General features: G+C 46.8%; 31 protein-coding genes. All 31 read right to left on the reverse strand.

The window, feature by feature from the left end; all coding sequences use genetic code 11:
- Nucleotides 1-5: 5 nt before the first annotated feature.
- Complete coding sequence (locus tag EXIG_RS09475) at nt 6-1,160, reverse strand: 1-deoxy-D-xylulose-5-phosphate reductoisomerase (protein ID WP_012370715.1); 1,155 nt, start codon at nt 1,158-1,160, stop codon at nt 6-8.
- A 12-nt stretch (nt 1,161-1,172) separates the two neighbouring features.
- Nucleotides 1,173-1,973, reverse strand: a complete 801-nt coding sequence (locus tag EXIG_RS09480) for a phosphatidate cytidylyltransferase (RefSeq protein ID WP_012370716.1) — start codon at nt 1,971-1,973, stop codon at nt 1,173-1,175.
- Between the two features lie 19 nt (nt 1,974-1,992).
- The gene (gene uppS, locus EXIG_RS09485) at nt 1,993-2,730 is read right to left on the reverse strand and encodes an undecaprenyl pyrophosphate synthase (RefSeq protein ID WP_012370717.1); all 738 of its coding nucleotides are present in this window, start codon (nt 2,728-2,730) and stop codon (nt 1,993-1,995) included.
- 83 nt (nt 2,731-2,813) lie between these two features.
- The gene (gene frr / locus EXIG_RS09490) at nt 2,814-3,371 is read right to left on the reverse strand and encodes a ribosome recycling factor (protein WP_012370718.1); all 558 of its coding nucleotides are present in this window, start codon (nt 3,369-3,371) and stop codon (nt 2,814-2,816) included.
- A 1-nt stretch (nt 3,372) separates the two neighbouring features.
- On the reverse strand, nt 3,373-4,092 hold the full coding sequence (gene pyrH, locus EXIG_RS09495; RefSeq protein ID WP_012370719.1) for a UMP kinase: 720 nt from the start codon (nt 4,090-4,092) through the stop codon (nt 3,373-3,375).
- Between the two features lie 110 nt (nt 4,093-4,202).
- Nucleotides 4,203-5,084 carry a translation elongation factor Ts gene (gene tsf, locus EXIG_RS09500; protein ID WP_012370720.1) on the reverse strand — a complete coding sequence of 294 codons (882 nt, stop codon included), beginning with the start codon at nt 5,082-5,084 and terminating at the stop codon, nt 4,203-4,205.
- Nucleotides 5,085-5,166: 82 nt separating this feature from the next.
- Nucleotides 5,167-5,901, reverse strand: a complete 735-nt coding sequence (rpsB, locus tag EXIG_RS09505) for a 30S ribosomal protein S2 (RefSeq protein ID WP_012370721.1) — start codon at nt 5,899-5,901, stop codon at nt 5,167-5,169.
- Between the two features lie 129 nt (nt 5,902-6,030).
- A complete protein-coding gene (locus EXIG_RS09510) occupies nt 6,031-6,444 on the reverse strand; it encodes a hypothetical protein (protein WP_012370722.1) in 414 nt (137 codons plus the stop codon).
- A gap of 11 nt (nt 6,445-6,455) precedes the next feature.
- Complete coding sequence (locus tag EXIG_RS09515; protein WP_012370723.1) at nt 6,456-7,229, reverse strand: FliA/WhiG family RNA polymerase sigma factor; 774 nt, start codon at nt 7,227-7,229, stop codon at nt 6,456-6,458.
- A 13-nt stretch (nt 7,230-7,242) separates the two neighbouring features.
- Nucleotides 7,243-7,725, reverse strand: a complete 483-nt coding sequence (locus EXIG_RS09520; protein ID WP_012370724.1) for a chemotaxis protein CheD — start codon at nt 7,723-7,725, stop codon at nt 7,243-7,245.
- Entirely contained in the window at nt 7,718-8,326 is a 609-nt protein-coding gene (locus EXIG_RS09525; RefSeq protein WP_012370725.1) for a chemotaxis protein CheC, read from the reverse strand. Before EXIG_RS09525 ends, EXIG_RS09520 begins: the two co-directional genes overlap by 8 nt.
- A complete protein-coding gene (locus EXIG_RS09530) occupies nt 8,319-8,747 on the reverse strand; it encodes a chemotaxis protein CheW (protein ID WP_012370726.1) in 429 nt (142 codons plus the stop codon). Before EXIG_RS09530 ends, EXIG_RS09525 begins: the two co-directional genes overlap by 8 nt.
- Nucleotides 8,748-8,758: 11 nt before the next feature.
- Complete coding sequence (locus EXIG_RS09535; RefSeq protein WP_012370727.1) at nt 8,759-10,750, reverse strand: chemotaxis protein CheA; 1,992 nt, start codon at nt 10,748-10,750, stop codon at nt 8,759-8,761.
- Between the two features lie 21 nt (nt 10,751-10,771).
- Complete coding sequence (locus EXIG_RS09540; protein WP_012370728.1) at nt 10,772-11,626, reverse strand: MinD/ParA family protein; 855 nt, start codon at nt 11,624-11,626, stop codon at nt 10,772-10,774.
- Nucleotides 11,623-12,693 (reverse strand): flagellar biosynthesis protein FlhF, encoded by a 1,071-nt coding sequence (locus tag EXIG_RS09545; RefSeq protein WP_012370729.1) that lies wholly within the window; start codon nt 12,691-12,693, stop codon nt 11,623-11,625. The genes EXIG_RS09540 and EXIG_RS09545 overlap by 4 nt, the downstream gene beginning before the upstream one ends.
- Nucleotides 12,694-12,696: 3 nt before the next feature.
- Nucleotides 12,697-14,721, reverse strand: a complete 2,025-nt coding sequence (gene flhA / locus EXIG_RS09550) for a flagellar biosynthesis protein FlhA (RefSeq protein ID WP_012370730.1) — start codon at nt 14,719-14,721, stop codon at nt 12,697-12,699.
- A gap of 14 nt (nt 14,722-14,735) precedes the next feature.
- The gene (flhB, locus tag EXIG_RS09555; RefSeq protein WP_012370731.1) at nt 14,736-15,827 is read right to left on the reverse strand and encodes a flagellar biosynthesis protein FlhB; all 1,092 of its coding nucleotides are present in this window, start codon (nt 15,825-15,827) and stop codon (nt 14,736-14,738) included.
- Nucleotide 15,828: 1 nt separating this feature from the next.
- Nucleotides 15,829-16,596 (reverse strand): flagellar biosynthetic protein FliR, encoded by a 768-nt coding sequence (gene fliR, locus EXIG_RS09560; protein ID WP_012370732.1) that lies wholly within the window; start codon nt 16,594-16,596, stop codon nt 15,829-15,831.
- Nucleotides 16,593-16,865, reverse strand: coding sequence for a flagellar biosynthesis protein FliQ (gene fliQ / locus EXIG_RS09565; protein ID WP_012370733.1), 273 nt, complete (start codon nt 16,863-16,865; stop codon nt 16,593-16,595). The genes fliR and fliQ overlap by 4 nt, the downstream gene beginning before the upstream one ends.
- An 11-nt stretch (nt 16,866-16,876) precedes the next feature.
- Nucleotides 16,877-17,545, reverse strand: coding sequence for a flagellar type III secretion system pore protein FliP (gene fliP / locus EXIG_RS09570; RefSeq protein ID WP_012370734.1), 669 nt, complete (start codon nt 17,543-17,545; stop codon nt 16,877-16,879).
- A complete protein-coding gene (locus EXIG_RS09575; RefSeq protein ID WP_234944525.1) occupies nt 17,542-18,018 on the reverse strand; it encodes a flagellar biosynthetic protein FliO in 477 nt (158 codons plus the stop codon). Before EXIG_RS09575 ends, fliP begins: the two co-directional genes overlap by 4 nt.
- A gap of 14 nt (nt 18,019-18,032) precedes the next feature.
- Complete coding sequence (locus tag EXIG_RS09580) at nt 18,033-18,398, reverse strand: response regulator (protein WP_012370736.1); 366 nt, start codon at nt 18,396-18,398, stop codon at nt 18,033-18,035.
- A 12-nt stretch (nt 18,399-18,410) separates the two neighbouring features.
- On the reverse strand, nt 18,411-19,541 hold the full coding sequence (gene fliY / locus EXIG_RS09585) for a flagellar motor switch phosphatase FliY (protein WP_012370737.1): 1,131 nt from the start codon (nt 19,539-19,541) through the stop codon (nt 18,411-18,413).
- A gap of 1 nt (nt 19,542) precedes the next feature.
- The gene (gene fliM, locus EXIG_RS09590) at nt 19,543-20,526 is read right to left on the reverse strand and encodes a flagellar motor switch protein FliM (protein ID WP_012370738.1); all 984 of its coding nucleotides are present in this window, start codon (nt 20,524-20,526) and stop codon (nt 19,543-19,545) included.
- A gap of 9 nt (nt 20,527-20,535) precedes the next feature.
- Complete coding sequence (locus EXIG_RS09595; protein ID WP_012370739.1) at nt 20,536-20,985, reverse strand: flagellar basal body-associated FliL family protein; 450 nt, start codon at nt 20,983-20,985, stop codon at nt 20,536-20,538.
- Entirely contained in the window at nt 20,960-21,196 is a 237-nt protein-coding gene (locus tag EXIG_RS09600) for a flagellar FlbD family protein (protein ID WP_012370740.1), read from the reverse strand. Before EXIG_RS09600 ends, EXIG_RS09595 begins: the two co-directional genes overlap by 26 nt.
- Nucleotides 21,193-22,029 (reverse strand): flagellar basal body rod protein FlgG, encoded by an 837-nt coding sequence (gene flgG / locus EXIG_RS09605; RefSeq protein ID WP_012370741.1) that lies wholly within the window; start codon nt 22,027-22,029, stop codon nt 21,193-21,195. The genes EXIG_RS09600 and flgG overlap by 4 nt, the downstream gene beginning before the upstream one ends.
- Nucleotides 22,029-22,499 (reverse strand): flagellar hook capping FlgD N-terminal domain-containing protein, encoded by a 471-nt coding sequence (locus EXIG_RS09610; protein WP_012370742.1) that lies wholly within the window; start codon nt 22,497-22,499, stop codon nt 22,029-22,031. The genes flgG and EXIG_RS09610 overlap by 1 nt, the downstream gene beginning before the upstream one ends.
- On the reverse strand, nt 22,492-23,691 hold the full coding sequence (locus EXIG_RS09615; protein WP_012370743.1) for a flagellar hook-length control protein FliK: 1,200 nt from the start codon (nt 23,689-23,691) through the stop codon (nt 22,492-22,494). Before EXIG_RS09615 ends, EXIG_RS09610 begins: the two co-directional genes overlap by 8 nt.
- Nucleotides 23,692-23,707: 16 nt before the next feature.
- A complete protein-coding gene (locus EXIG_RS09620; protein ID WP_012370744.1) occupies nt 23,708-24,256 on the reverse strand; it encodes a MotE family protein in 549 nt (182 codons plus the stop codon).
- A complete protein-coding gene (locus tag EXIG_RS09625; protein WP_012370745.1) occupies nt 24,253-24,687 on the reverse strand; it encodes a flagellar export protein FliJ in 435 nt (144 codons plus the stop codon). The genes EXIG_RS09620 and EXIG_RS09625 overlap by 4 nt, the downstream gene beginning before the upstream one ends.
- Nucleotides 24,688-24,689: the final 2 nt, after the last annotated feature.

The following is a 24,689-nucleotide window of genomic DNA, read 5'->3' on the forward strand; positions in this document are numbered from 1 at the left end:
CATCCTTAGTTAGCGAGTGAGAGAGAAGCAACAAACGCACGGGCCCAACGATCCGACTCCAAAATCTGGTCCAAAGACGGATCTTCGATGTTTTCATGTGCTTGAAGAGCCGCCTCAACGCTCGCTTCAATTTCTAAAAAGCTGATTTCCCCTTTTAAAAAACGGTCGACAGCTTGTTCGTTCGCAGCATTGAGCACGGAAGGCATCGATCCGCCGGCACGTCCTGCCTCAAACGCAAGACGAAGCAGTGGATACCGTTCAAATGAAGCTTCCGCAAAATTCAGGCGTCCGATTTGTTTTAAGTTTAACCGTTCTCCCCCTTTGATTTCAAGGCGGGACGGATATGTAAGGGCATATTGAATCGGTTCACGCATGTCCGGCATTCCGAGTTGAGCCATCACTGCACCGTCATTGAATTCGACCATCGAGTGGATGATGGATTCTCGGTGGAGGACCACATCAATTTCGTCATACGTCACATCAAATAACCAGTGCGCTTCGATGACTTCAAACCCTTTGTTCATCATCGTCGCCGAGTCAATCGTGATTTTTGCACCCATCGACCAGTTCGGATGATTCAGCGCTTGTTCCACCGTCACGTTTGCCAACTGTTCCCGTGTTTGGTCACGGAAACTGCCGCCCGATGCAGTTAAAATGATTTGTCGAACATCCTGACGCCGTTCACCATTCAAGCACTGGAAGATGGCAGCATGTTCACTGTCGACCGGAAGAATCGCGACACCTTTTTCGCGTGCTTTTTTCATGACGAGGTGTCCGGCAGTCACCAATGTCTCTTTGTTTGCCAATCCAATTGATTTTCCCGCTTCGATTGCAGCCAATGTCGGTCGAAGACCTACTGCACCGACGACGGCTGTAATGACGATATCCGCTTGGTCGGCTGTCGCAACAGCAATCAATCCGTCCTCCCCGACAAGTACTGTCGGCGAATAGTCAAGTACTGCTTCCAATTGCTCTTTTACAGTCTCGTCTAAGACCGCTACCAGCTCCGGACGTAAACGATTCAGCCAGGGTAAAGCAACCTCGATGTTTTTCCCGAACGCAAAGCTGACCAGTTGGAAACGGTCCGGATTTGCTGCGATGACATCTAACGTCTGGGTGCCGATCGATCCGGTTCCCCCAATGATACTAACCTGTTTCATCATTTTTCCTCCTTATCCGAATATACCGAGTACGATCAGAACGGTAAACACAATGATCATACTGTCGAACCGGTCAAGAATCCCACCGTGTCCGGGTAATAATGCTCCGGAATCTTTTACGCCGTAATGACGTTTGTACGCGGACTGAACTAAATCCCCAAGTTGGCCGACTACGGCAACGATCAGTGCCAATAATACAACTGTTCCCATGCCAACTGTCGGATGAATCAGCTCAAAGACTACTCCGAGCAGAATGGCAAGAACAACACCGCCAAGTGCCCCTTCAACCGTCTTATTGGGGCTGATTGCCGGCCACAGTTTTGTTTTCCCGAGACTTTTTCCGACGAAGTAAGCACCCGAATCCGTAAACCAGATCAGCAGAATAATCAGTAAAGAAAAGATTAATCCGTTCTCAAGCAGACGAATGTAAGTAAACGATGCAAATCCTACACCGACATACACAGCAGTCAGCAACAGGAAGGCGACATCGTCAAAAGTGAACATGTTCTTTGAGAATACTGTCCAAAATAACCCGATCAAGACAATCAACATTCCCCAAGCAATCGGTGTCAGTCCCAGTGACAGCAACTGGTCGCTTGCCTGTTCGTACAAACTGATGAACGGAAGTAATGTACCTGCTCCAAACAACAGCACCGGAATCGACTTGAACGACAATTGCCGCATTTTAACCATTTCGGTATACCCGATGAGTGTCAAGATTGCCATAAAAGCAAGGAATGGGAGTCCTCCTAGATAAAGCAAACCTAAAAAGATGGCACCTGCCCAGATTCCTGTAATAATTCGTGTTTTCATAAGAAATGTCCTCGTTTAGTCAGACTCCGCCAAAACGACGGGTCCGTTGATTATAGTCTTCAATTGCCGCTAAGAACTGGTCACGCCGGAACTCGGGCCATAAGACATCGGTAAAGTAAAATTCGGCATAGGCAGCTTGCCATAATAAAAAGTTTGAAAGTCGTTGTTCCCCACTCGTCCGGATGACGAGATCAACATCCGTCATCGAACCTGTCATCAATTCCTGTTCAATGATTTCATTTGTAATCATGTCGGGTTGCAACAAACCGGCCTGGACTTTTTCAGCAATTTTCTGCATGACTTGGACGATTTCATCCCGTCCTCCATAATTGAGGGCGAAAATCAGCCGAAGTCCTGTATTGTTTGCTGTATCTGTTTTCGCTTGTTGAACGGCTTCCCGCGTATAAATCGGCAGACGTGATACTTCTCCCGCCACTTCGACTTTGACATTACGTTCATTTAAGTCCTTTAAATCGGATTCTAAAAACTGGGCCGGCAGTTTCATCAGGAAACTGACTTCTTCTTCAGGACGCGTCCAATTTTCGGTCGAAAAAGCATATAACGTCAAACTTTTCACACCTAATTCATTTGCCGTCCGAACAACTTCCCGGACAGATTTCATCCCTTCACGATGCCCCATGATCCGGGGAAGGCCTCGTTTTTTTGCCCAACGTCCGTTTCCATCCATAATAATCGCAATGTGTTCAGGAACTTGTTGTTCAATTACTTCTTTAGTCTGATTTAACCATTGAAACATTTACTTCTTCCTCCCCTCGTTTAGTTTAAGAAGAAAGGGACTCTTCGTGTGACAAAGAGTCCCCAACCTGACGATATAGCGTGTCATACTTCCATAATTTCTTGTTCTTTATCCGCGGCAGTTTGATCAAGTACTTTAACGAATTTATCCGTCAAAGTTTGAACATCTTCCGTGTAACCGCGCAGATCGTCTTCCGTCAATACGCCATCTTTTTCTTGCTTTTTCAATTGTTCGTTCGTATCACGACGGATGTTCCGAAGTGCAACTTTTCCTTCTTCCGTGTACTTCTTGACAAGTTTCACGAGTTCTTTCCGACGATCTTCTGTCAGTGGCGGAATCGCCAAACGAATGACAGTTCCGTCTGAAGAAGGAGCCAGTCCGAGGTCTGCACGTTGAATCGCTTTTTCGATTTCTGTCACCATCGATTTATCCCATGGTGTAATCAAAATCAAACGCGCTTCCGGCGTATTGACGTTTGCGACTTGATTGAGCGGTGTCGGTGAACCGTAGTAGTCCACTTGAACCGGATCAAGGATTGAGACGTTTGCACGTCCTGCACGTAATGTTGCAAGTTCTTTTTTTAATGACAGATGTGCTTTCTCCATCCGCTCTTCTGCTTGTTTCATGATTGCTTGTGACATGTTATTTCCCCCTTACAAGTGTCCCGATTTCATCACCGGTGACGACCCGTTTAATGTTTCCTTCTTCCATCAACGAGAAGACGATGAGCGGGATATCATTATCCATACAAAGTGATGTTGCCGTTGAATCCATAACTTGAAGGCCGTCTTTAAGAACATCGAGGTAAGACAATGTCTCAAATTTCTTCGCGTCCGGATCGACGTTTGGATCAGCTGAATAGACACCGTCGACGTTGTTTTTCGCCATCAGGATGACTTCCGCCTCGATTTCAGCTGCCCGAAGCGCTGCTGTCGTATCTGTTGAGAAATAAGGATTTCCTGTTCCGGCTGCAAAGATAACAACCCGTCCTTTTTCAAGATGACGCATTGCCCGGCGGCGGATGTATGGTTCAGCGACTTGTCGCATCTCAATCGACGTCTGAACACGTGTTTCGACACCAACAGACTCCAGGCTATCTTGTAAAGCGAGCGAGTTCATGACGGTCGCAAGCATTCCCATATAATCGGCATTTGCCCGGTCCATCCCAAGCTCCGCTCCCGTCTTACCGCGCCAAATGTTTCCTGCACCTACGACGACTGCGACTTCTACGTTCAATTCGACTAATTCCTTAATCTGATTCGAAATCGAATTGACAATACCAGGATGAATTCCGAACCCTTGATCTCCTGCGAGCGCTTCTCCGCTCAATTTTAACACAATCCGGTTATATTTCGGTTGCATGACTATGTCCCCCTTGCTAAATTCCGTAAAAAAGGAACACGACCCACTTCCACACGAAAGTGGATTGAAGCATACGTGTTCCTTCTCTTGTCATCAGGAAATCCTGATTCTTATTTTTTAAGCTGGTTCATTACTTCTTCAGCGAAGTTTTCTTCACGTTTCTCCATACCTTCTCCAACTTCGAAGCGTACGAATGAAACGATTTTTCCGCCTTTAGATTCTACGTATTTACCAACTTTGAAGTCTGGATCTTTGACGAATGTTTGGTCAACGAGGCAGATTTCTTCGTAGAATTTGTTCATACGACCAGCAATCATTTTTTCAACGATGTTAGCAGGTTTGCCTTCGTTGAGTGCTTGCTCTGTCAACACTTTTTCTTCACGTGCTTTTTCTTCTTCTGTAACAGAAGAACGGTCGACGTAAAGCGGACGTGCTGCAGCGATGTGCATTGCGATATCTTTTGCAACCGTCTCGTCAGTTGTACCTTCGACGACGACGACAGAACCGATACGACCGCCCATGTGGAGGTAAGAACCGAATGCTGCATTGTCTTCTTTAGTGAAGAGAGCTACACGGCGGAGTGAAATTTTCTCTCCGATTGTTGATGCTTCTTCTGAGATGTATGTGTCGATTGTTTTTCCTGCTTCGTATTCAGAAGCAAGTGCTGCTTCAGCCGTTTCAGAACCATTGCGGAGTACTGCATCTGCAATGTTTTGAACGAGTGATTGGAACCGTTCGTTTTTCGCAACGAAGTCAGTTTCTGAGTTGATTTCAACAAGTGCTGCTTTGTTTCCGTTAACTGCAACAGCTGTCAAACCTTCTGCTGCAATCCGGTCGCCTTTCGCTGCCGCTTTCGCGATTCCTTTTTCACGCAAGAAGTCGATTGCTGCGTTCATGTCCCCATCAGCTTCGACGAGTGCTTTTTTGCAGTCAAGCATCCCTGCACCAGTTTTTTCACGAAGTTCTTTTACCATAGCTGCTGTAATAGCCATTCGATATTCCTCCTTATAACGTCCTTATTTTCAAAAAAAAGGTGATAAAAGGTCAATTCCCTTTATCACCTGGCATCACGAATTACTCAGCGTCTGCTACTACTTCTTCAGTAGTTTCAGGTGCTACGTTATCTTCGCCTTGTTTAACTTCGAGGATTGCGTCAGCCATTTTACCAGTAAGCAATTTGACTGCACGGATCGCATCGTCGTTTGCTGGGATGACGTAGTCGATTTCGTCCGGATCACAGTTTGTGTCAACGATCGCAACGATTGGGATGTTGAGTTTGTGTGCTTCTGCAATCGCGATACGCTCTTTGCGTGGGTCAACGATGAAGAGTGCATCTGGAACGCCTGGCATATCTTTGATACCGCCGAGGAATTTCTCAAGACGAGTCATTTCTTTTTTAAGAATGATGACTTCTTTTTTAGGAAGAACTTCGAATGTACCGTTCTCTTCCATTTTTTCGAGTTGTTTTAAACGGTTGATACGTTTTTTGATTGTAGAGAAGTTCGTGAGTGTTCCACCTAACCAACGTTCGTTGATGAAGTATTGACCTGCACGGATCGCTTCTTCTTTCACAGTGTCTTGAGCTTGTTTTTTCGTACCAACGAAAAGAACGTTTCCGCCTTCAGACGCTACTTCACGGATGAAGTTGTAAGCTTCGTCTACTTTTTTAACCGTTTTTTGTAGGTCAATGATGTAGATTCCGTTACGTTCTGTGAAGATGTATTTTGCCATTTTTGGGTTCCAACGGCGTGTTTGGTGACCGAAGTGTACACCAGCTTCTAACAATTGTTTCATCGAGATTACTGCCATGATGAATTCCTCCTTTTGGGTTTTGGATGTCCTCCGCGATGATCGTTGTTCCAGCTAACCTATTAAAGGCACCGCAGCCGGCGATACATGCGTGCGTAATTAACACCGTAGACTAATATAGCATAAAGTTTAGCGCCGGGCAACCTTCGTTTTCCGAGAAAGTTTAGCAATCAGTGCGACTTCTCCTGCTCCCCGATTCAATGAACGTGCCAACTGATCCAAATCAGCACCTTTTTCGAGCTGGTCTTTTACGTCTAACAGTTCCGGTTCTTCCAGGTCAGACGGATGCTCCGGCCGTCCTGATTCTTCTGCTAAAACGACCTCGACCCGCGACTGCTGTTGAACAGGAGCCGCCGGGCGGGATTTTTCTTCCCCGTCCGTCAACTCATTCACTTGTTGCATGAATTGTAACAGAATTGCTTCCGTTTCCTGCTTCTGTCGTTCCAGGTTGGTAACGCGATCCTTCAAAAGTGCCTGTTGTTTAAATAGTAATAAAAGGCCGTAGCAAATGAGTGCTGCCAGTAAAATATAAAAAAGTGTCATGGTCTGTCCTTTCACATCGCGACGCGGTCAGAAAGATAGGCGCTTCCAAGCGCTTGTTTCAGTTTTCTGAGCGCTTTCGAATGAATCTGGGAAATCCGTGAAGTGGATAATCCGAGGACCTCTCCGATTTCCGTCAACGTCAGTTCTTCAAAGTAAAAGAGGGATACGACATATTGTTCCTTTTCGGACAACTGTTCCACTTCTTCCGCAAGCTTCGAAATCAATTCTCGCATCAAAAGTGTATCCTCAGGTGTCGCGGTATCCGGATCGAGGTAGGAAACAGCCATCGCCTTCCCTTCGTCTTGTAGCGTCACCGCTTCGTCGATCGAAAGAATATTCGCAAAATAACTCTCAGCGAGTGCCGTCTTGACTTCTTCCGGACTCATATCAACAATCGACGAGACTTCATCAATCGTCGGCGTCCGTTGAAGACTTTGTTCTAAAATCTCAACAGCAGCTTCGACCCGTTTTGATTTTTCCCGTAACGACCGGGGCAACCAATCAATTTTTCGTAATCCGTCCAAAATGGCGCCACGAATCCGGAAAGCTGCATATGTATCAAATTTATTGTTGTGATTTTGATCAAATTTTTGAAGAGCATCATACAGTCCCATCATTCCAAGACTCTTTAATTCATCACGATCGACACTTTTCGGAAGTGTCGCGCTGAGACGCTGAACGTGGTAGTGCACAAGAGGTTCATAATTTTGCAGTAACCGGTCAGCTACCGCTATATCACGCGTCGATAGCCATTGATTCCAAAGTTGTTGTAATTCCTCACGCATGACCATTCCTCCTCTAAATTTCCAGCGTTCCGACGTTAACCGTCCGGATGACTAACCGGCCTGTCTGAGAATGGAACTCGATCGTTCGACCGTTTGTTCCACCAACGTCTTCCGCAACGAGTGGGACGTTCGCTTTTCGTAAAGCCAATTTTACAGCTGCAATATTCCGTTCGCCGATTCGCATCGATTCGTGTTCGTATTTAAATTGAAACATCTGTGCACCGCCGGCAATTTTCGCCCGGAGACGAATCGCTCCGCTTTGACGAAGACGACGTGCCAACTCGACGACGGCCGTATCGGCGAATTTCCCGATTTCCAGTGCGATATTCCGGCTGATGGTCGAATCCGGTAACATGACGTGGGCCATACTCGACAGTCCACGTTCTTGGTCGTAGATGATGACACCGACACAAGAACCTAAACCAGCCGTCCGAAGAATGATCGGTTTTTGGCTGACTGCATATTCTGCAATTCCAATCCGAACGACTTCATCCATCAATATCCACACCCAATCGCTGAAATACCGAACTAAAGGCACCTTCTTCAGGTAGTAACAGTAAATGACCATTCAAATCATTACCTGAACTGGATAAGCGTGTATCGATGTATACTGCCATGTTACCAAATTTTGTCGACTCAAGTAAGGCAACTTCCAAAATTGCTCCCACCATATCAAAAGCTGACGCCGGAACCGTGACATGAACAGACAAATCCAACCAATCCGAAATCGCACGGGCATACGCTCCGATCAAAATGTTCCCGATCTCTTCCCATGCCGAAACGCCGAGCGCATGGTGGTCAGAGAAAAATTGAAACGGCTGTTGCAACAACTGTGAAATCAGTTTTTCAGCATCGTGAAGCGGCATCAAAAACAGTAAGGAGGCTTTAATATCACCGGAAAACCGAAGGAGTGCTCCTGCCGTATAAGCTTCAGCGCCTCCCACCCGTTCGATGATGGTTGTGAATCCTTCCAATTCTGCCGAAGGGACTGCGATTTCAATCGGTTGTCCGAGTAAAGTGGATAATGCGGTCGCCGCATGCGCTGCCCCGATATTGCCGATTTCCCGAAAGACATCCTGTTCCATCCGATTAAGCATGGATGATCTCTTCAAATAGACGATTCGGTTCGAGTAAAGAGAATAATTGATCTTCTCCTTTAGCGATGGCCGTCAAATAAGTCATTTCGTCTTGTTTTTGATCTGTCAGCGGTTCAATCCGGACATCTGCAGCTTCCACGACTTCATTTGCACAGTCCACGATGAATCCTGCATCCCCGTGTTCCAGTGTCGCGATGATGATGCGTGTTTCTTCTGTTTCCTCAATCGCTTCAAATCCTAAACGTGTCCGCAAATCGATCACGGGTGTCACGACACCGCGCAGGTTGATGACACCTTTGACATAAGATGCTGCATTCGGAATCCGTGTAATCGGAATGACACGCTCGATTGAACGGACCGATTGCACATCAATCCCGTATGCATTTTCTTCTAATTGAAAGACGACCCATTTCTGTTCCATTCTTCATTCCCTCACTTTCGTAACAGTGCATTGCTGTCAATGATTAACGCAACTTGCCCGTCACCCAGAATCGTCGCACCTGAAATCGCACGAATTCCCTCAAGATAACTTCCTAACGGCTTCATGACGATTTCCTGCTGACCAATCAGTTCAGAAACCATTAACCCGGCTAGTTTTTCTCCGCTTCGGACAACGACGACAGAATAAGCGTCGGCCTCCACATGCGGTAATCCGTATACTTGATTTAATGAGATTAACGGAACGAGCTGTCCCCGGAAATCGAATACTTTTTCCCGGTGGGCTTGTAAAATGACGTCCTGCTTCAAAGATGTTGTCTCAATGATGGCCGTCAAAGGAATCGCGTAGGTTTCTTGGTCCAGCTTGACGAGCATTGCCGAAATGATTGATAACGTCAGCGGTAAACTGATTCTGAAAATCGTTCCTTCCCCGCGTTTCGTCTCAACAAAAACTTCTCCGCCGAGTGATTCGATTTTCGATTTGACGACGTCCAGTCCGACACCGCGTCCGGATAAGTCGGTGACGGTTTCCGCTGTCGAGAATCCAGGGGCGAATAATAACATTGCCGCTTCTTCCGGCGTCAATAGTGTCGCCTCTTCTTCCGTCAACAATCCTTTTTCCAGTGCGATTTTCGTCACCCGTTCCTGATTGATCCCTGCGCCGTCATCTTCAATCTCGATGAAGACACGGTTTCCGGAATGATAGGCCCGAAGTGACAGATTACCTTCGACTGGTTTTCCGGCTGAAATCCGGTCGGCTTTACTCTCGATTCCATGATCGACAGCATTTCGGATCAAGTGGACAAGCGGGTCGCCAATTTCATCGATGACCGTCCGGTCGAGTTCCGTTTCTGCTCCTGTAATGTGAAGCTTGATGTTTTTGCCGACATCTTTTGATACCGAACGTACCATCCGTGGAAAACGATTGAAGACTTGTTCGATCGGCATCATCCGTAACGTCAGAACCAGTGACTGTAATTCATTTGTCCCGCGTTTAATCCGTTCAACCGTCTCCGTCAAATCAGACGAACCGACCTCTGCCGCAATTCGTTCGAGACGTCCACGGTCAATGATGAATTCTTCAAACAGATTCATCAGCCGATCAATTCGTTCGAGGTTGACACGAATCGTTTTTGCCGCGATTGGTGTTTGCGTCTCAGTTGAAGTCTCTATCGAAGTATTGACTGCCGGTGTCTCTTCCACCGGTTCGAGCAACGTCGCTGCTGCTGCCGGTTCCACCGACACCTCAAATGGCTGAATCAAGACTTGCGCAACTTCCGAAACGGCTTTGATTTCCTGTTGAATGTCTTCTGCCGTTTTCATCGTCACAAACAAGACATCAAAACGGGTCTCGAACTGTTCTTGTTCCAGCTCATCCGATGTCGGATTCGACAAGATGACATCTCCGAGGTTTTGCAGCCGGTCGAATACCATGTAGACACGGGCTGCCTTCAAGATGACATCCGCTGATAATTCAACTGTAATGACGTACGCCTGATAACCGGAAGCCATTGATTGACGGACAACCGACTCGGAATAAACGTCACACTCAAAATTCATCATGACCGTCCCGGCAGCTTTAACCGTGTCCTTACCTGATTCGGTATCCGGATCGATAAACTGTTTCAAACGAATGACGGTTGTGGTGACATCCAACTTTCCTGTTCCGCCTTGACTGATATCTTCGACCATCGTTTCAAGCTGTTCAGCTGCGACAAACAGCACATCGATCAATTCCGGTGTAGCCGGTTGTGTTTTTGAACGGACCAAATCCAGTGCACTTTCCATTTCGTGTGTTAAATCGGCAATCGCATCATATCCCATCGTTCCGGACATCCCTTTTAAGGTATGGGCGGAGCGGAAAATTTGATCGATGACGGCTTCATCGTCGAGTCGTTGTTCAAAAATCAGCAGACTCGAGTTAATGGCTTGTAAATGTTCAATCGATTCATCAAGAAACAATCCTAAATATTCATTTAAATCCATGAAACGTATCCTCCTTCATGATTAACGGACACGGTTATGCCGTTTTTTCAAACGATTCAGTAACCGGTCTAAAAATTTCTGTTCCTGGACCTGAAGTCCTGTCAGCGATGTCGTGATATGGTCGAGCCGCCAACTGACATCACTCGTCCGATCAAATAGATAAAAGGGGCGTTGGGCTTTGACTGCCTTCATGACGGTCGGATCGTCCGGTAAAAAACCAACGAAACGCAATGATTTTCCCAAAAAGTTCTGACTTACCTGTTGTAACCGGTCAAACGTCTCAAGTGCTTCTTGACCGTTTGTCGCCCGATTGACAATGACAGCGACCGGAAGTTCGTTTGCATGATGATGCGCCAGTTTGACAAAGGCGTATCCGTCCATGATGGACGTTGGTTCAGGCGTCACGACCAGCCAGGCTTCGTCGGCACTGCTGATGAAATCAAAGGTCTGGTGCGTCGCCCCCGCTCCTAAATCAAGTAACACGAAATCATACTCATAAAAAAACCGAAACTCGCTCATCATGAATTCGACATCATGATCCGTCAGGTCCATCAGTTCTGTAAACCCGCTCCCGCCATGGATGAAATGTAATTCCGGCGTCGCTTCGACGACGGCTTGGCTCAACGGGGACCGCTCCTTGACACAATCCATCAGTGACAGTTTGGACGATTTTCCTAGCAATACCCCGACATTCGCCATTCCGATGTCCAAATCAATGATCAGTACTTTTTTAGCCTGCAACGATAGCGCGACACCGAGGTTTACCGCCACATTCGTTTTACCGACACCGCCTTTACCACTGACGATGGCAATGGTCTTCGTTTGGCGGACGGAAACTTTTGATCTTAACGCACGTGCCTGATCTTCCGGCATCATCTTAACCCTCTTTCTACAATCATTCGGGAAACTTCTGCACTTGTCGGCCAAATGATGTCTTCAGGCACTTCTTGTCCAGTCGTCAGACAAAACAGCGGCAACTGCGTTTTCTTCGTAAGTCCGTAAATCGACCACAAATCTATCGTTTCATCAGCTTTGGTAAAAATAAAACCGGACAGCGGCACTTGATCGAACCGTTGTTGGATTTGTTCTAAATCACGGTACTTCGACGTTAGGCTGAGTACAAGAAACACATCGGTCTCTGAAAAATCATGTCGTTTTTTTAACTGCTCGACATAACCTGCGTCCAGAAAATTTCGTCCTGCCGTATCAATCAGAATGACATCACAATCTGACAAGTCGACTTTCGCTTGTTCAAACTCCTGTAAATCGTATGCGACGCGCAACGGAATATCGATGATGTCGGCATACGTCCGTAATTGTTCAACAGCTGAAATCCGGTATGTATCCGTCGTGATCAATCCGACTTTTTGTTGTTTCGTCAAACGGTAATAAGCAGCCAGTTTAGCCAGTGTAGTCGTTTTCCCGACTCCCGTCGGTCCTGTCACCATGATGAAACGTGAAGTCGCCGCCGTGACTCGAATCGAATCCGTCACGGTCGCAGCGAAAACTTGCTCGACCTGGTCTAAATCATTTGTTTTGTAATAGGTCGACACTAACAAGTCATAAAGCGCTTCCGCTTCGTGTTGCAAGGCCGGTTCAGCGAGTAGAACTTCATAGGCACAGAGTGCTTCCGGCAACCGGCGTGACGCAAACGAAACAATTTTTGGACTGACCGTTTCTACAGACAATGCCCGTTTTTCCACTACCGGTTTAATCGGACGTGGTTCGGATGAAGCTTGCGGAGCAACCGGTTGGACTGTTTTCACTACCGGATGCTCTTCTACTGAAGCGACCAACTCCACTTTCTTTTGTGCAAATAGACCAAACAATCCGCCTACTTTAATCTGGCGCGTGTTCAAAATAATGGCATCGTTTCCTAAGTCCTGTTTGACCAGTTCCATGGCTTCGCTGACAGAATTTGCGACAATTCGTTTTACCATCATGTGTTAAATCACCCCAATACTCTTGACTTCAATGGTCGGAATCAGTTCGTTATAGGACAGGACGGGTACATCCGGGAAATACCGTTCTGTCAATTGACGAACAAACATCCGAATACTTGGCGATGCCAAGACGATTGGCTGAGCCCCGTATCGTTCGAATTCTGCCGTCAATTCATTTAATGATTCGATGAAACGTGTTGCTTTATCAGGATCAAGTGCCAAATAATTACCGAACTCTGTTTTTTGGATCGCTGACTGGATATCCATCTCCAGCTCACTCGATACCGTTACGACGTGTAAGACGTCTCCTTGCAAGACCTGTTCCGTAATTTGTCGTGCCAAGGCTTGACGGACGTATTCGGCCAGCAAATCACTGTCTTTCGTCACAGTGGCATAATCAGCAAGTGTTTCAAAAATAAGCGGCAAATTTCGAATCGAAATTTTTTCTTTTAACAACTGAACGAATACTTTTTGTAATTCGCCGACTGACAACAATTGTGGTGTCACTTCGTCGACTAAAATCGGATGCGACTCCTTCAAATGATCGACCAGTTGTTTCGTCTCTTCCCGACCGAGTAAATCGGCCGCATGTTTTTTCAAAAGTTCGGTTAAGTGCGTTGCAACGACAGACGGCGGATCAACGACCGTGTATCCGGACATCTCGGCCCGGCTTCTCGTCCGTTCGTCAATCCATAAGGCCGGCATCCCGAACGCGGGTTCAACCGTCTCGATGCCTTGAATTTCCGGATCATCGACACCGGGACTCATCGCCAGATAATGATCAAGCAACAGTTCACCGGTTGCCATCTCACTTCCGCGGATTTTGATCCGGTAATGGTTTGGCGGGAGTTGCAGATGGTCGCGAATCCGGACCGTCGGTAAGACGAACCCGAGTTCAAGAGCCAGCTGTCTCCGAATCATAACGACCCGGTCAAGTAAGTCGCCGCCCTGTGCTTCATCGGCGAGCGGGATCAAGCCGTAGCCGAATTCAAATTCAATCGTATCGACATTCAAAAGTGAAATGACCGATTCGCTCGATCGCAGATTTTCAGTCGGTGCTTCTTCGACAGCGACTTCTTCCTGCGTTGCTTTTGACGTTCGTGTCAATCGCCAAGCGAAGAAGGCCGCTGCAGCCGCGACAGGAATCGTCACGTAATCGGGAATTGCCGTAAAGAGACCTAACAGGAAGATGGCACCGGCTCCAATCATGACGAGAAGCGGTGTCCGGGAGAGCTGACCGATGATGTCTTCTCCTAAATTTCCGTCCGAAGTCGAACGGGTAACGATGATACCGGTCGCAACGGAAATCAACAATGCCGGAATTTGACTGACCAGACCGTCACCGACCGTCAACAGCGTGTAGAGTTTTACGGAATCTGCCATCGGTAATCCTTGTTGGACGACACCGATGATCATTCCGAAAATCAAGTTGATGATGACGATGATGATTCCGGCAATCGCATCTCCTTTAACGAACTTTGATGCTCCGTCCATCGCGCCGTAAAAATCCGCTTCCGATTGGATTTTCTGACGGCGTGTCCGGGCCTGTAATTCATCGATCATACCGGAGTTCAAATCGGCATCGATGGCCATCTGCTTTCCGGGCATCGCATCGAGGGTAAAGCGGGCGGATACTTCCGATACCCGCTCAGACCCTTTTGTAATGACCAGAAACTGAATCAAAACAAGAATCAGGAAGACGACGAATCCGACGAGCGCATTTCCGCCGACAACGAAATCACCGAATGCTTCAATGACTTCCCCACCGTTCCCGTTCGAGAGAATCGATCGGGTTGTCGAGACGTTCAGAGCCAGCCGGAACAAAGTCACGATCAATAAGAGTGTTGGAAAAACTGAAAACTCCAGTGCTTCCTTCGCATTCATGGCGACAAGTAACACCATTAAGGCAATCAAGATGTTGATGATGATAAGAAAATCGAGTAAAAATCCTGGCAGTGGAATGACGAGCATGAAGACAATCATAATGACGCCTAGCAGGACAGATAAATCTCGTGTTGAAATGGTCATGATGCTTCATCCTTTCATTTCGCTTGTTTCATTTGATAGACAAAGGCGAGTGTTTCAGCGAGTGCCTGATAAAATGATTCATCCACTGCCATTCCTATTTCTGATTTTGCGAATAATGCTCGTGCGAGCGGTCTGTTTTCGATAATCGGGATCTCAGCTGCTGTCGCCTTCTCCCGAATCCGGAATGCGACAGCATCCACTCCCTTGGCGACGACAATTGGGGCGGCATGTTTGCCGTCATCATATTGAATCGCGACGGCATAATGGGTCGGGTTCGTAATGACAACATCGGCGTTCGGTATTTCCTGCATCATCCGCCGCATCGCCATCTCCCGTTGTTGCTGTTTAATTTTCCCTTTGATTTGCGGGTCACCTTCCGTATTCTTATGTTCATCCTTTAAATCCTGTTTACTCATCCGAATCGACTTTTCAAAATCGAATTTTTGATAAGCGAAATCCAGTACAGCAAGGACAATCAACGCGATACTGACCGAAATCCCTAACAGGAAAGTCAGATGACCGATAATCGCCAAGGCGTCACCAATCGGTTCTGACGTTAAACGTGAAATTTCCACTTTGTTATTCCATAAGACGGTTCCGCTTGTCGCACCGATGACAAGCAATTTAAAAACGGATTTCAAGAATTCAATCAATGCTTTCATGCTGACGATCCGTTTGATTCCTTGCAGCGGATTGATCCGGTCAAGTTTCGGTTGAATCGATTCCGTACTGAGCAAAGCTCCAATCTGTACGAAATTCCCTAAAATACCGATGACGACGGCCGTCACAAAAAATGGAGCCACTAGGATGCCCATTTGAACCAGCATTTCAATCATGACTTCCTGAATACGCCCCTCTTCAACGGCGACTAACACCGTTTGGGCACTCAGTCCATTCTCAAGCACCATGACGAACCGTTTTCCGAGAAACGGCCCAAAGAAAAATAAAATCAAAAACATGCCAAACAACATCAAACTGCTTGTTAAGTCGGCTGACTTTGCCACCTGACCTTTTTTACGGGAGTCATCACGTTTTCGGGGTGATGCTTTTTCCGTTTTTTCACCTGCGAAATACTGGAGGTCAAGCGTTAATGTATATTTTCCCATCTCAACCTCCTAGTAAATGAACCGCATCGGACAGTACTTCTTGTAGTAAAGGAACAAATCGCGAAATTCCGGTAATGGTTGCTCCAGCAAGCAAAAACAAAATTGCATAACCCATCAACAATTTAACGGAAAATCCAATCGCAAAAATATTGAACTGAGGCGCCGTTTTTGCTAAAAAACCAAGCGCCAGGTCTACTAAAAATAAAGCGACAACTAGCGGCATCGCAATTTGAAGCGCCGTGAGCATGGCTAGACCCACAACCCGCACGACTAAACTCATGCCGGCTTCTCCGGAAACATCAATCGCACTACCGGGCGGAAAGATTTTAAAGCTCGTATAAATCCCGTCCAGTAAAATCAAATGCATATCGGAAGCCAGCAATACAAGCAACGTCAACATGTAATAAAATCGACCGACAATCGGCGACTGTCCGCCGAACATCGGATCATATGCCGAGGCCATGGCTAGACCCATCTGTAAATCGATGATGGATCCGGCGATTTGCGGGGCATACAGTAAAAAACTGGCGAGCAGACCGAGGGCGAGTCCGATAATGACTTCTGTCCCCATCCGAAAAAAGAAATCGATGTCATCGACTTGAACGGTCGTCTTGACCGCATAACTGGCAAAATAGGCGAGTCCGGCCGCAATGGCCAACTTATGCTGGGCAGGTAACTGCTTGGATGAAAACAGAGGTGCTGCCACTAAAAATCCGACAAGTCGACCAAATACAAGTAAAAACACGCTGACAAAGGACAGTAACGTCATTTTCGTGAAACCTCGGCAATCTGTTTGAAGATTTCAATCGTAAACGTTTTGAGCTCTTCCATAATCCATGGTCCAAAAAAGACGAGTGCTAAAAATACGGCAACAATCTTTGGCACAAACGATAAGGTCTGCTCTTGGATTTGGGTCGTCGCCTGTAAGATGCTGACGAGAAGTCCAACGACGAGTGAGACGAGCAAGAGCGGGGCTGAAACCTTTAACAAGGTCCATACGGCCGAACTGGCTAATTGAATAATCATTTCCTGCGTCATGTCGTCCCTCCCTATCGCATGCTGACGAGCAGTGATTCGACAATCAAATGCCAACCATCCACTAAAATAAACAATAATAATTTAAACGGTAAGGCAATCATGACCGGCGGCAACATCATCATCCCCATCGACATCAAGACACTCGAGACAACCATATCGATAACGAGGAACGGGATGAAAATCATGAATCCGATTTGAAATGCCGTCTTTAACTCACTGATGGCGTAAGCCGGTACTAAAGCGACGAGCGGAATATCTTCCACCTTCTCCGGCTTTTCATAATTGCCGTACTTCAGGAATAGTTCTAAATCATTGCTCCGCGTGTACTGGGACATGAAACGTTTCATTGTTCCGCCCGCTTGATCGAAGGCTTCATCCTGACTGATTTTTTCATCCATGTACGGTTGTAACGCCGTCGTGTTCAATTCGGTCAGGACAGGCGCCATGACGAACAATGTGATGAATAATGCCAATCCGACGAGCAGTTGGTTCGGCGGTGTTTGTTGCGTTCCCAGTGCCGACCGCACAAAGGACAAGACGACGATGACGCGTGTGAAGCAGGTCATCAGAATCAGCAGGGATGGTGCTAATGATAAAAGCGTAAGTAAAACCAACAGTTTAACGGAAGTCGCCGTCCCGGACGGCGTATCCAAGGAAATCAAATTTTCAATCGTCGTCATGATCGTCCTCGTTTCTTCTGGAACTGATCAAGCTGTTGCTTAAAGGATTCCAGAAACGGAGACGTGTTTGACGTATGTGATGGGCTGTCGGATGTATCCATTGCCGACCAGTCGTCGTCTTCCTCAATCGTATCCAGCAGTTCAACGTTCTGACCGACACCGACAACGTAAATCTTACCGTGAACTCTTACAAGCTGAACGGAACGATCTTTGCCAAGCGGGACACCTCCGAGATGAGACAGGCGGCTCGATTGACGGACTCCTTTTGTCCGCTCATTGATGAAACGGACGGCTAACAGAAATCCGCCAATCAAAACTGCGAGCGTCACGACAATCTTTACGACCGTGACGACTGTCGATGACCCGTCGACCTGTTGTGTTGTAGGTTCATTGTTCTTAGATGGGTTGAGCTTCTCTTCCACTGTTTCGGCACCGACCTGATGCGTCAGCAGGAACAGGAGAAGACAGGTCAAACAGGTCAGTCTTCTCATGATGAAATGGTTTTCGAAACAGCTTCGAGTACGCGGTCAGCCTGGAACGGTTTAACGATGAAGTCTTTTGCTCCAGCTTGGATCGCATCGATGACCATCGATTGTTGACCCATGGCAGAACACATGATGACTTTAGCGGCCGGGTTAAACGCTTTAATTTCTTTTAAAGCGGAAATTCCGTCCATTTCCGGCATCGTGATATCTAGTGTAACGAGATCCGGCGTTAACTCTTTATATTTCGAAACGGCTTCCCGACCGTTTTCTGCTTCTCCGACGACGTCATAGCCGTTCTTCGATAAAATTTCCTTAATCATCATTCGCATGAAAGCTGCATCATCTACAATCAAAACTTTTGCACTCATCCTATTTCCTCCTTAGAACATCCGAAGACGTTCTTTTGTATTGACGATCTCTGTAATCCGGACACCAAAATTTTCTTCGATGACAACGACTTCTCCCGTTGCAATCAACGTGTTATTGACGAACACATCAACGGGTTCTCCTGCTAATTTATCCAGTTCAATGATCGAGCCTTGTGTCAGTTCTAAAATATCCCGGACAGATCGGCGTGTCCGCCCCAGCTCGACCGTCACATTCAGCGGTACATCGTAAAGCATCCCGATGTTGCCCGGTGGCCCCTCTTGTTGTACTTCCGAAAACTGACCGAATTGGACAGGACTGACGCCTACCGGCTCTTTTTTCTGTTCCGGCGGTGCTTCATACCGGGGTTCCGGTTGCTGTTGAGGAGCGGTCGGCTGTTCCCGGACCGGTTCTTGTGAACTGGTTGGAGCTATTGGCGCTGATTCAGTCGTTGTCGTACTGGCACTGAATAATTTCTGAATCAATTGTTTAGAAAAATCAAGTGGTGCCAACTGTACGATTTTCGAGTCGATCAACGTCCCGATTTTCAAATCAAATTCGATGATGACCATGCTCTCCCATAGTGAGAAGCTATCAACAATTGTTTTTTCTTGTGAGAAATCAAAGATTTCGACTGCAGGAGGCGAGATATCAATCCGCATCGAGAAGACGGTCGACATCGAAGTCGCCGCTGCGCCCATCATCTGATTCATTGCTTCCTGAACGGCAGATAACGCAATCGGTTCCATCTCGAGACTCTCGTCCACGACACCGTCGCCGCCCATCATCAGGTTCGCAATGACGGACGCATCCCGTTGTGTCAAAATCAACACGTTTTCTCCCTTGAATCCTTCTGTATATCCGACACGAAGGGCGACGTGTGGAATCGGATAACGGCTCCGCAGTTCTTCCATCGTAATCATCCGGACGTGTGGTGTTGTGATTTCGACTTTTTGATTCAACAATGCAGAAAGGGCTGTCGCGGAATTCCCTAACGAGATGTTCCCGACTTCTCCAAGTGCATCAATCTCCATCTCATCCAATTGATGTAAATCATCCGTTAAATGGGTATCGGCTGGTTCTTCAGCCGATGGGGTTCCCCGTAATAAGGCATCGATTTCATCTTGCGAAAGCATATCGCTCATGTTATTCCTCCTCAATTCGTTGTAAGACTTGTAAAGCGAGATGCTTCCCGTTCAGACCAGGCCGCGCTTTGAACATTTTCCGATCATCGACGAACAATTCAACCGGATCGGATGTACGTGTCTGGAGGGACAGGCAATCGCCTACCTCGAGGTGTAACAATTCTCCAAACGAAAGTTCCGTCTGGCCGAGCACTGCTTTCAAATCGACGATGGATCCCATCAACTGTGTTTGCATATGTTCTGACTCTTGGTTATCGGCTGACTTTCGTTTTTCTTGTTGCATCCAAAAGTGACTCGATAGTTTCGGAATGATTGGTTCGAGTGTCACGAACGGCAGACAGACGTTAAGCGTTCCGCTCACTTCTCCGACCGTCACGTAGATCGAGACGAGAATGACCGTTTCATTCGGTGAGACAAGTTGAAGAAATTGTGGATTGATTTCCAAATCGTCATACTCGGCTTCGATTTCGGCAATCGATTCCCACGCTGCCCCGTATTGAACAAAAGCTCGTTTGAATAACTGCGTCAAGATCCGGGTTTCGATTTCCGTCAAGTTCTCAATCTTATTCATGCCTTCCCCCGGTCCACCGAGTAACCGATCGAGCATCGCATAAGCAATGTTCGGATTCACTTCGAAGATCACTCGTCCGTCTAACGGATGAAGGTTCACCAGATTGATCAGTGTCATATTCGGAATGGAATGAATGAATTCATCATATGGCAGTTGCTCGACCGTATTGACCGTAAACTGGACATATGTTCTGAGCTGTGCTGAGAAATGGGTCGTCAAGACTCGGGCGAACTGTTCATGAATTCGCGTTAAGTTTCGCATCTGGTCTTTTGAGAATCGTAACGCCCGTTTAAAGTCATACACTTTCACACGACGTTCTTCTTCTTGACTGCGTATTTCCTCGACTTCCATATCTCCGCTTGAAATGGCTGATAGCAGGGCGTCAATTTCATGTTGTGATAATACTTCGCTCATGCGGCCACCTCACTGGATGATTTTTTTCGTCGTGTAGACACGTTGAACATCGCCTTCTTGCAGAAGCTTTTTAAATTGCCCCCGTAATTTTTCTTCGAGTTTCGCCATGTCTTGTTTAGAATCTAAATCTTGTTTTTTCATCGAAGCTAAATCCCCTAAGATGATATTGTTGATTTGAAACTTGCGTAACTCAAGTTCTTCCCGCGTCGCTGCATCATCCGTGACGATTGTAAACTGAACATTTAAGAATCGTTCGTCTGCAATGTTCGTCGTCAAATCATCTGTTTGAAAGCTTCGCTCTTCGAGTTCCGCGCCTGTCGGCTGTTCGACTTTCGCTTCAGTCGGATCACTCGTCAATAAATATTTCGAAAGCATATAACCGGCGCCCACCATCATGATGGCGACGACAATCATGATGAGCGGTAATTTCAACTTACTCTTCTTCTTTTCTTCTGCCATCTTCGAGCCTCCTAGCACTGTTCAAGCCCGTTAAACCGACTTGTCGGTAAAAATCGATTGTGGCGTCTTTTACCTCTTCTAACGTTTCTTTAACGACATAAGTCTGTCCCCCGACCAACTGGATCGTCGTATCAGGTGTCGACCGGACCGCTTCAATCAAAATTGCATTTAAGACGAGCGGCGTTTCACGTAATGTCGTTAAGGTAATCATCGTTTCAGGTTAACGAGTTCTTCTAAAATCTGATCGGATGTCGTAATGATCCGGGTATTCGCCTGAAATCCGCGTTGCGCGATGATCATTTCCGTAAACTCTTCCGATAAGTCGACGTTCGACATTTCAAGTGTTCCGGATGTTAATTGTCCAAGACCATTTGTGCTTGGTGTTGCGGATGTCGGCTGACCCGAGTTTTGAGAAATCGAGTACATATTCGAACCGGACTTTTCAAGACCACCTGGGTTCGGGAAATTTGCCAATGAGATATATCCTGCCTGTTGAAGCGTCCCTGCCGGATCGACATACGTAACGAGACCGTCTTTTCCAATCGATAAATTTTGTGCATTAGCCGGGATATTGATCGTCTTGTAGCCCCCACCGAGCGGAATCGTCGGTTGACCTAATGGTCCCGCATTGTCTGATCCGATGACATAGTTCCCGTCTCCTGTTACTAAATTCCCGTCAAGATCCGTGTAAAAGTTTCCTGACCGAGCATAACGGATACCGTCAGCTGTTTGAATTTGGAAGAATCCTTCACCTGAGATGGCCACATCCAATGTACGGCCTGTATTTTGTAAAGCTCCCTGGTTTGAAACACTGTCAACGGTTGCCATCGACGCTCCAAGTCCGACCTGTTTCGGGTTTGCCCCGCCGACGCCACCGCCATTGCCTGATGCCGAACCGACAGATTGACTGACAAGATCTTTAAACGTGACACGGCCTTTTTTGTACCCAAACGTATTGACGTTGGCGATGTTATTCCCGACAACGTCTAATTTTGTTTGGAAGTTCTTTAACCCACTGATTCCTGAATACATTGAACGTAACATTATTTTTCCTCCTTTGGTTTGATCTCTGTCAGGTCATAGACACTGACACTTTTTCCGTTCGATAATTCAGCGAGGATATCGACTCCGTCGCGTTTGACACTGAGGACGTTGGCCGTCTCTTTGACAGTTGATGTCACATCGGCTCCTGTCGCATCTTTTGTGACGGTTTCACTCTCATAGCTGACCTTATTTCCAATCAGATTACTGTAATTCATCAAAGCGGCAGCATGTTGGTTTAACATCATCGTCTCGATTCCTTTACCGATGGATTGCATCTGTTCAAGCGAAGAAAACTGAGCCATTTGAGAAATGAACTCCTTGTCTTCCATCGGTGCCGTCGGATCTTGATTGGATAATTGGGCGATCAGAATTTTCATGAACATGTCTTTATCCATCGAATTACTGGACGGTACTTTCGTTTTATCCGGTAACTGGTAGGACGATGCATCATTTTTGATGGAATCAGTCATCCTCATCCTCCTCTAATTCTTCCTCGTACGGCGTGGGTTCTTCCTGCTGACGTTCCCGTCGTTCTTGCGGTAAACCTTGTTCAAAGTCTTTGACGCTCGCTGCTAACATTCCGGTTTCGACCTTCACGAGTGGTGCTTGCGGTTGCAAGGACGTATGTAACTTTCCGAGTTGCTGATCGAGCAGTTGTTTCGCTTGTTCCGTCGCCGCAAAAAGCTTCACCGTCAGTAATCCGTCTTTTTTGTCCAACTGAATGACGACTTCACCCAATTGTTCCGGATACAACCGGATTGACATCCTTGTTGAACCGTCGGCCCCTTTCAAAAAAGGTGCTTGTTTCATCGCTGCTTCAATGCGTGACGTGAGTTGTTCGTCGACACTCGAATGCATGACTGGCGGACGAACAATCGTGGGTCCGGCACTGGTCATTCGTTCAAGCTTCAATCCGGTCAGTGGTGCTGGTTGTTCCTTCCCTTCCGGATCGGCAACGACCGGTATAGGTTCAACCCCCTTTTTAGTCAAGCCGGCAGTCTTTAGGATCGATGCCGGTGATTCAGAAGAAACAAGGCGGTTCGACGACGAAGGTACGACGATTTCCTTTTTAACGACTGCCGCTTCGGTCAACATCGGATTATTCACCGGTACGGCGGTTACTGTCGGCAATGCCAGGATTGGAGACGGCAGGATAGTTCCTGAAGGATCCATTTTGTGTATGACCGGCGTATTCATTCCAACCGGCAATTCATTTGCTTTTACCTGTTCTTTAGTTGTCCCGACGACAGTCGACATAGCGGCTGTCAAAACTTGTTGGATCGAAGCAGGGAATTGTTCGAATAACTCCAGTGCTTGCCCTGGTTGTCCGTCTTGAATCGTCTTGATGAAATGAAGCAGTTCCATCGCTTTTTTCGAATCATGGGTCATTTTTTCCACATCGGGTTGTTCCAGAAGTTGCAATACTTTTTCCGGCTGTGCCGTCAATTGCTCCACCAACGGTTTGACTTCAAGATCCGTTGTCTCATCCGCCGGCATCGTTTGTGGATCGAGTGGAGTGTTCTGTCCGGTCTCAACTGAAGGTTGTACTAAATATTGAAGCAATGAAGCAAAATTCCCGACTCCGCTTGCCGGCAGCTCTTTCCCGTTAAACTTCGTAAGCGGTTTAGCCGTTTGTGTTTGCTGTACATCCGTCAAGTTCATCTTGTTTACTCACCCCTTATTGGACTGCCAATAATTGTGTCAATGCCGCTGCTTTTTTAGGATCCATCTTTGCCATGATCGCCGCTTGTTGCTCGGCATCAATTTCTTTAATGATCGTGACGACTTCCGTCGGACTCAATTCGTTAAAGATATTAGCCGCATCTTTTGGTGTCATTTCTGCATACACATCCGTCACATCAGCCGTTTTTTTTGGAGCCGGTTTATCTGCAGTTGCCGGTGTAGCCGGCGTGTTTTTCAACCGATCCCGTTCCGCAATCAACCGTACGACTTCCTGTTCTTTTGCTTGGATGAGTTCTGCCTGATCCGTTGTCTTCGCCCGCAGCTTTTTGATTTCAGCATTGGCTAATTTCAAGCGTTGTTCGATCTCTGAATTTTTTGAAGACGTTACTTTGGAATCCGTCACTTCTTCCGAAGCGAAAGGTAATGAAAAAATCGGGCGCCCATTAGCGTAATTTAATACGAGATAGGCTGTAAATAATAACAATAACAACGGGATGATTAATAAGGGCAAAATCCATTGTTTTGATGACTTGTTCTCACTCATGTCGTTCGCCTTCTTCCAAACTGCAATAATGCTAATTCATCCATTTGGTTCTGTTCCACCAAAGCGAGTGTCCGCCGATTTTCTTCTAATTGATTTGATTGCAATCGTGTAAATTTCTTTTCTTCAATCAGCGCCTCTTTTAGATCGATTTGAGCCCGCTCATACTGATTTTTCGCCTGGGTAACATACAATTGTTGGCGTTCAATCTGTTGTTTGACGACATCTCGTGCCCGCTCCCGGTATTGGGACGCTAACAGTTCAACCGTACCGGTTTCGTTTTGTGCTTTCAAGAAGGCCTCATAACGAACGAGCAAATGATACAGCTTCTCGACCTCGACTTCGTATTGCTTCTTTTTTTCGGCAGTATGTTTCGAAACACGATCCTTCTCCGCTTCCGCTAAAGGAATGATGCGTTCATATATGGTTTTCATTC

The organism is Exiguobacterium artemiae 255-15, assembly GCF_000019905.1.
GTDB lineage: Bacteria > Bacillota > Bacilli > Exiguobacteriales > Exiguobacteriaceae > Exiguobacterium_A > Exiguobacterium_A artemiae.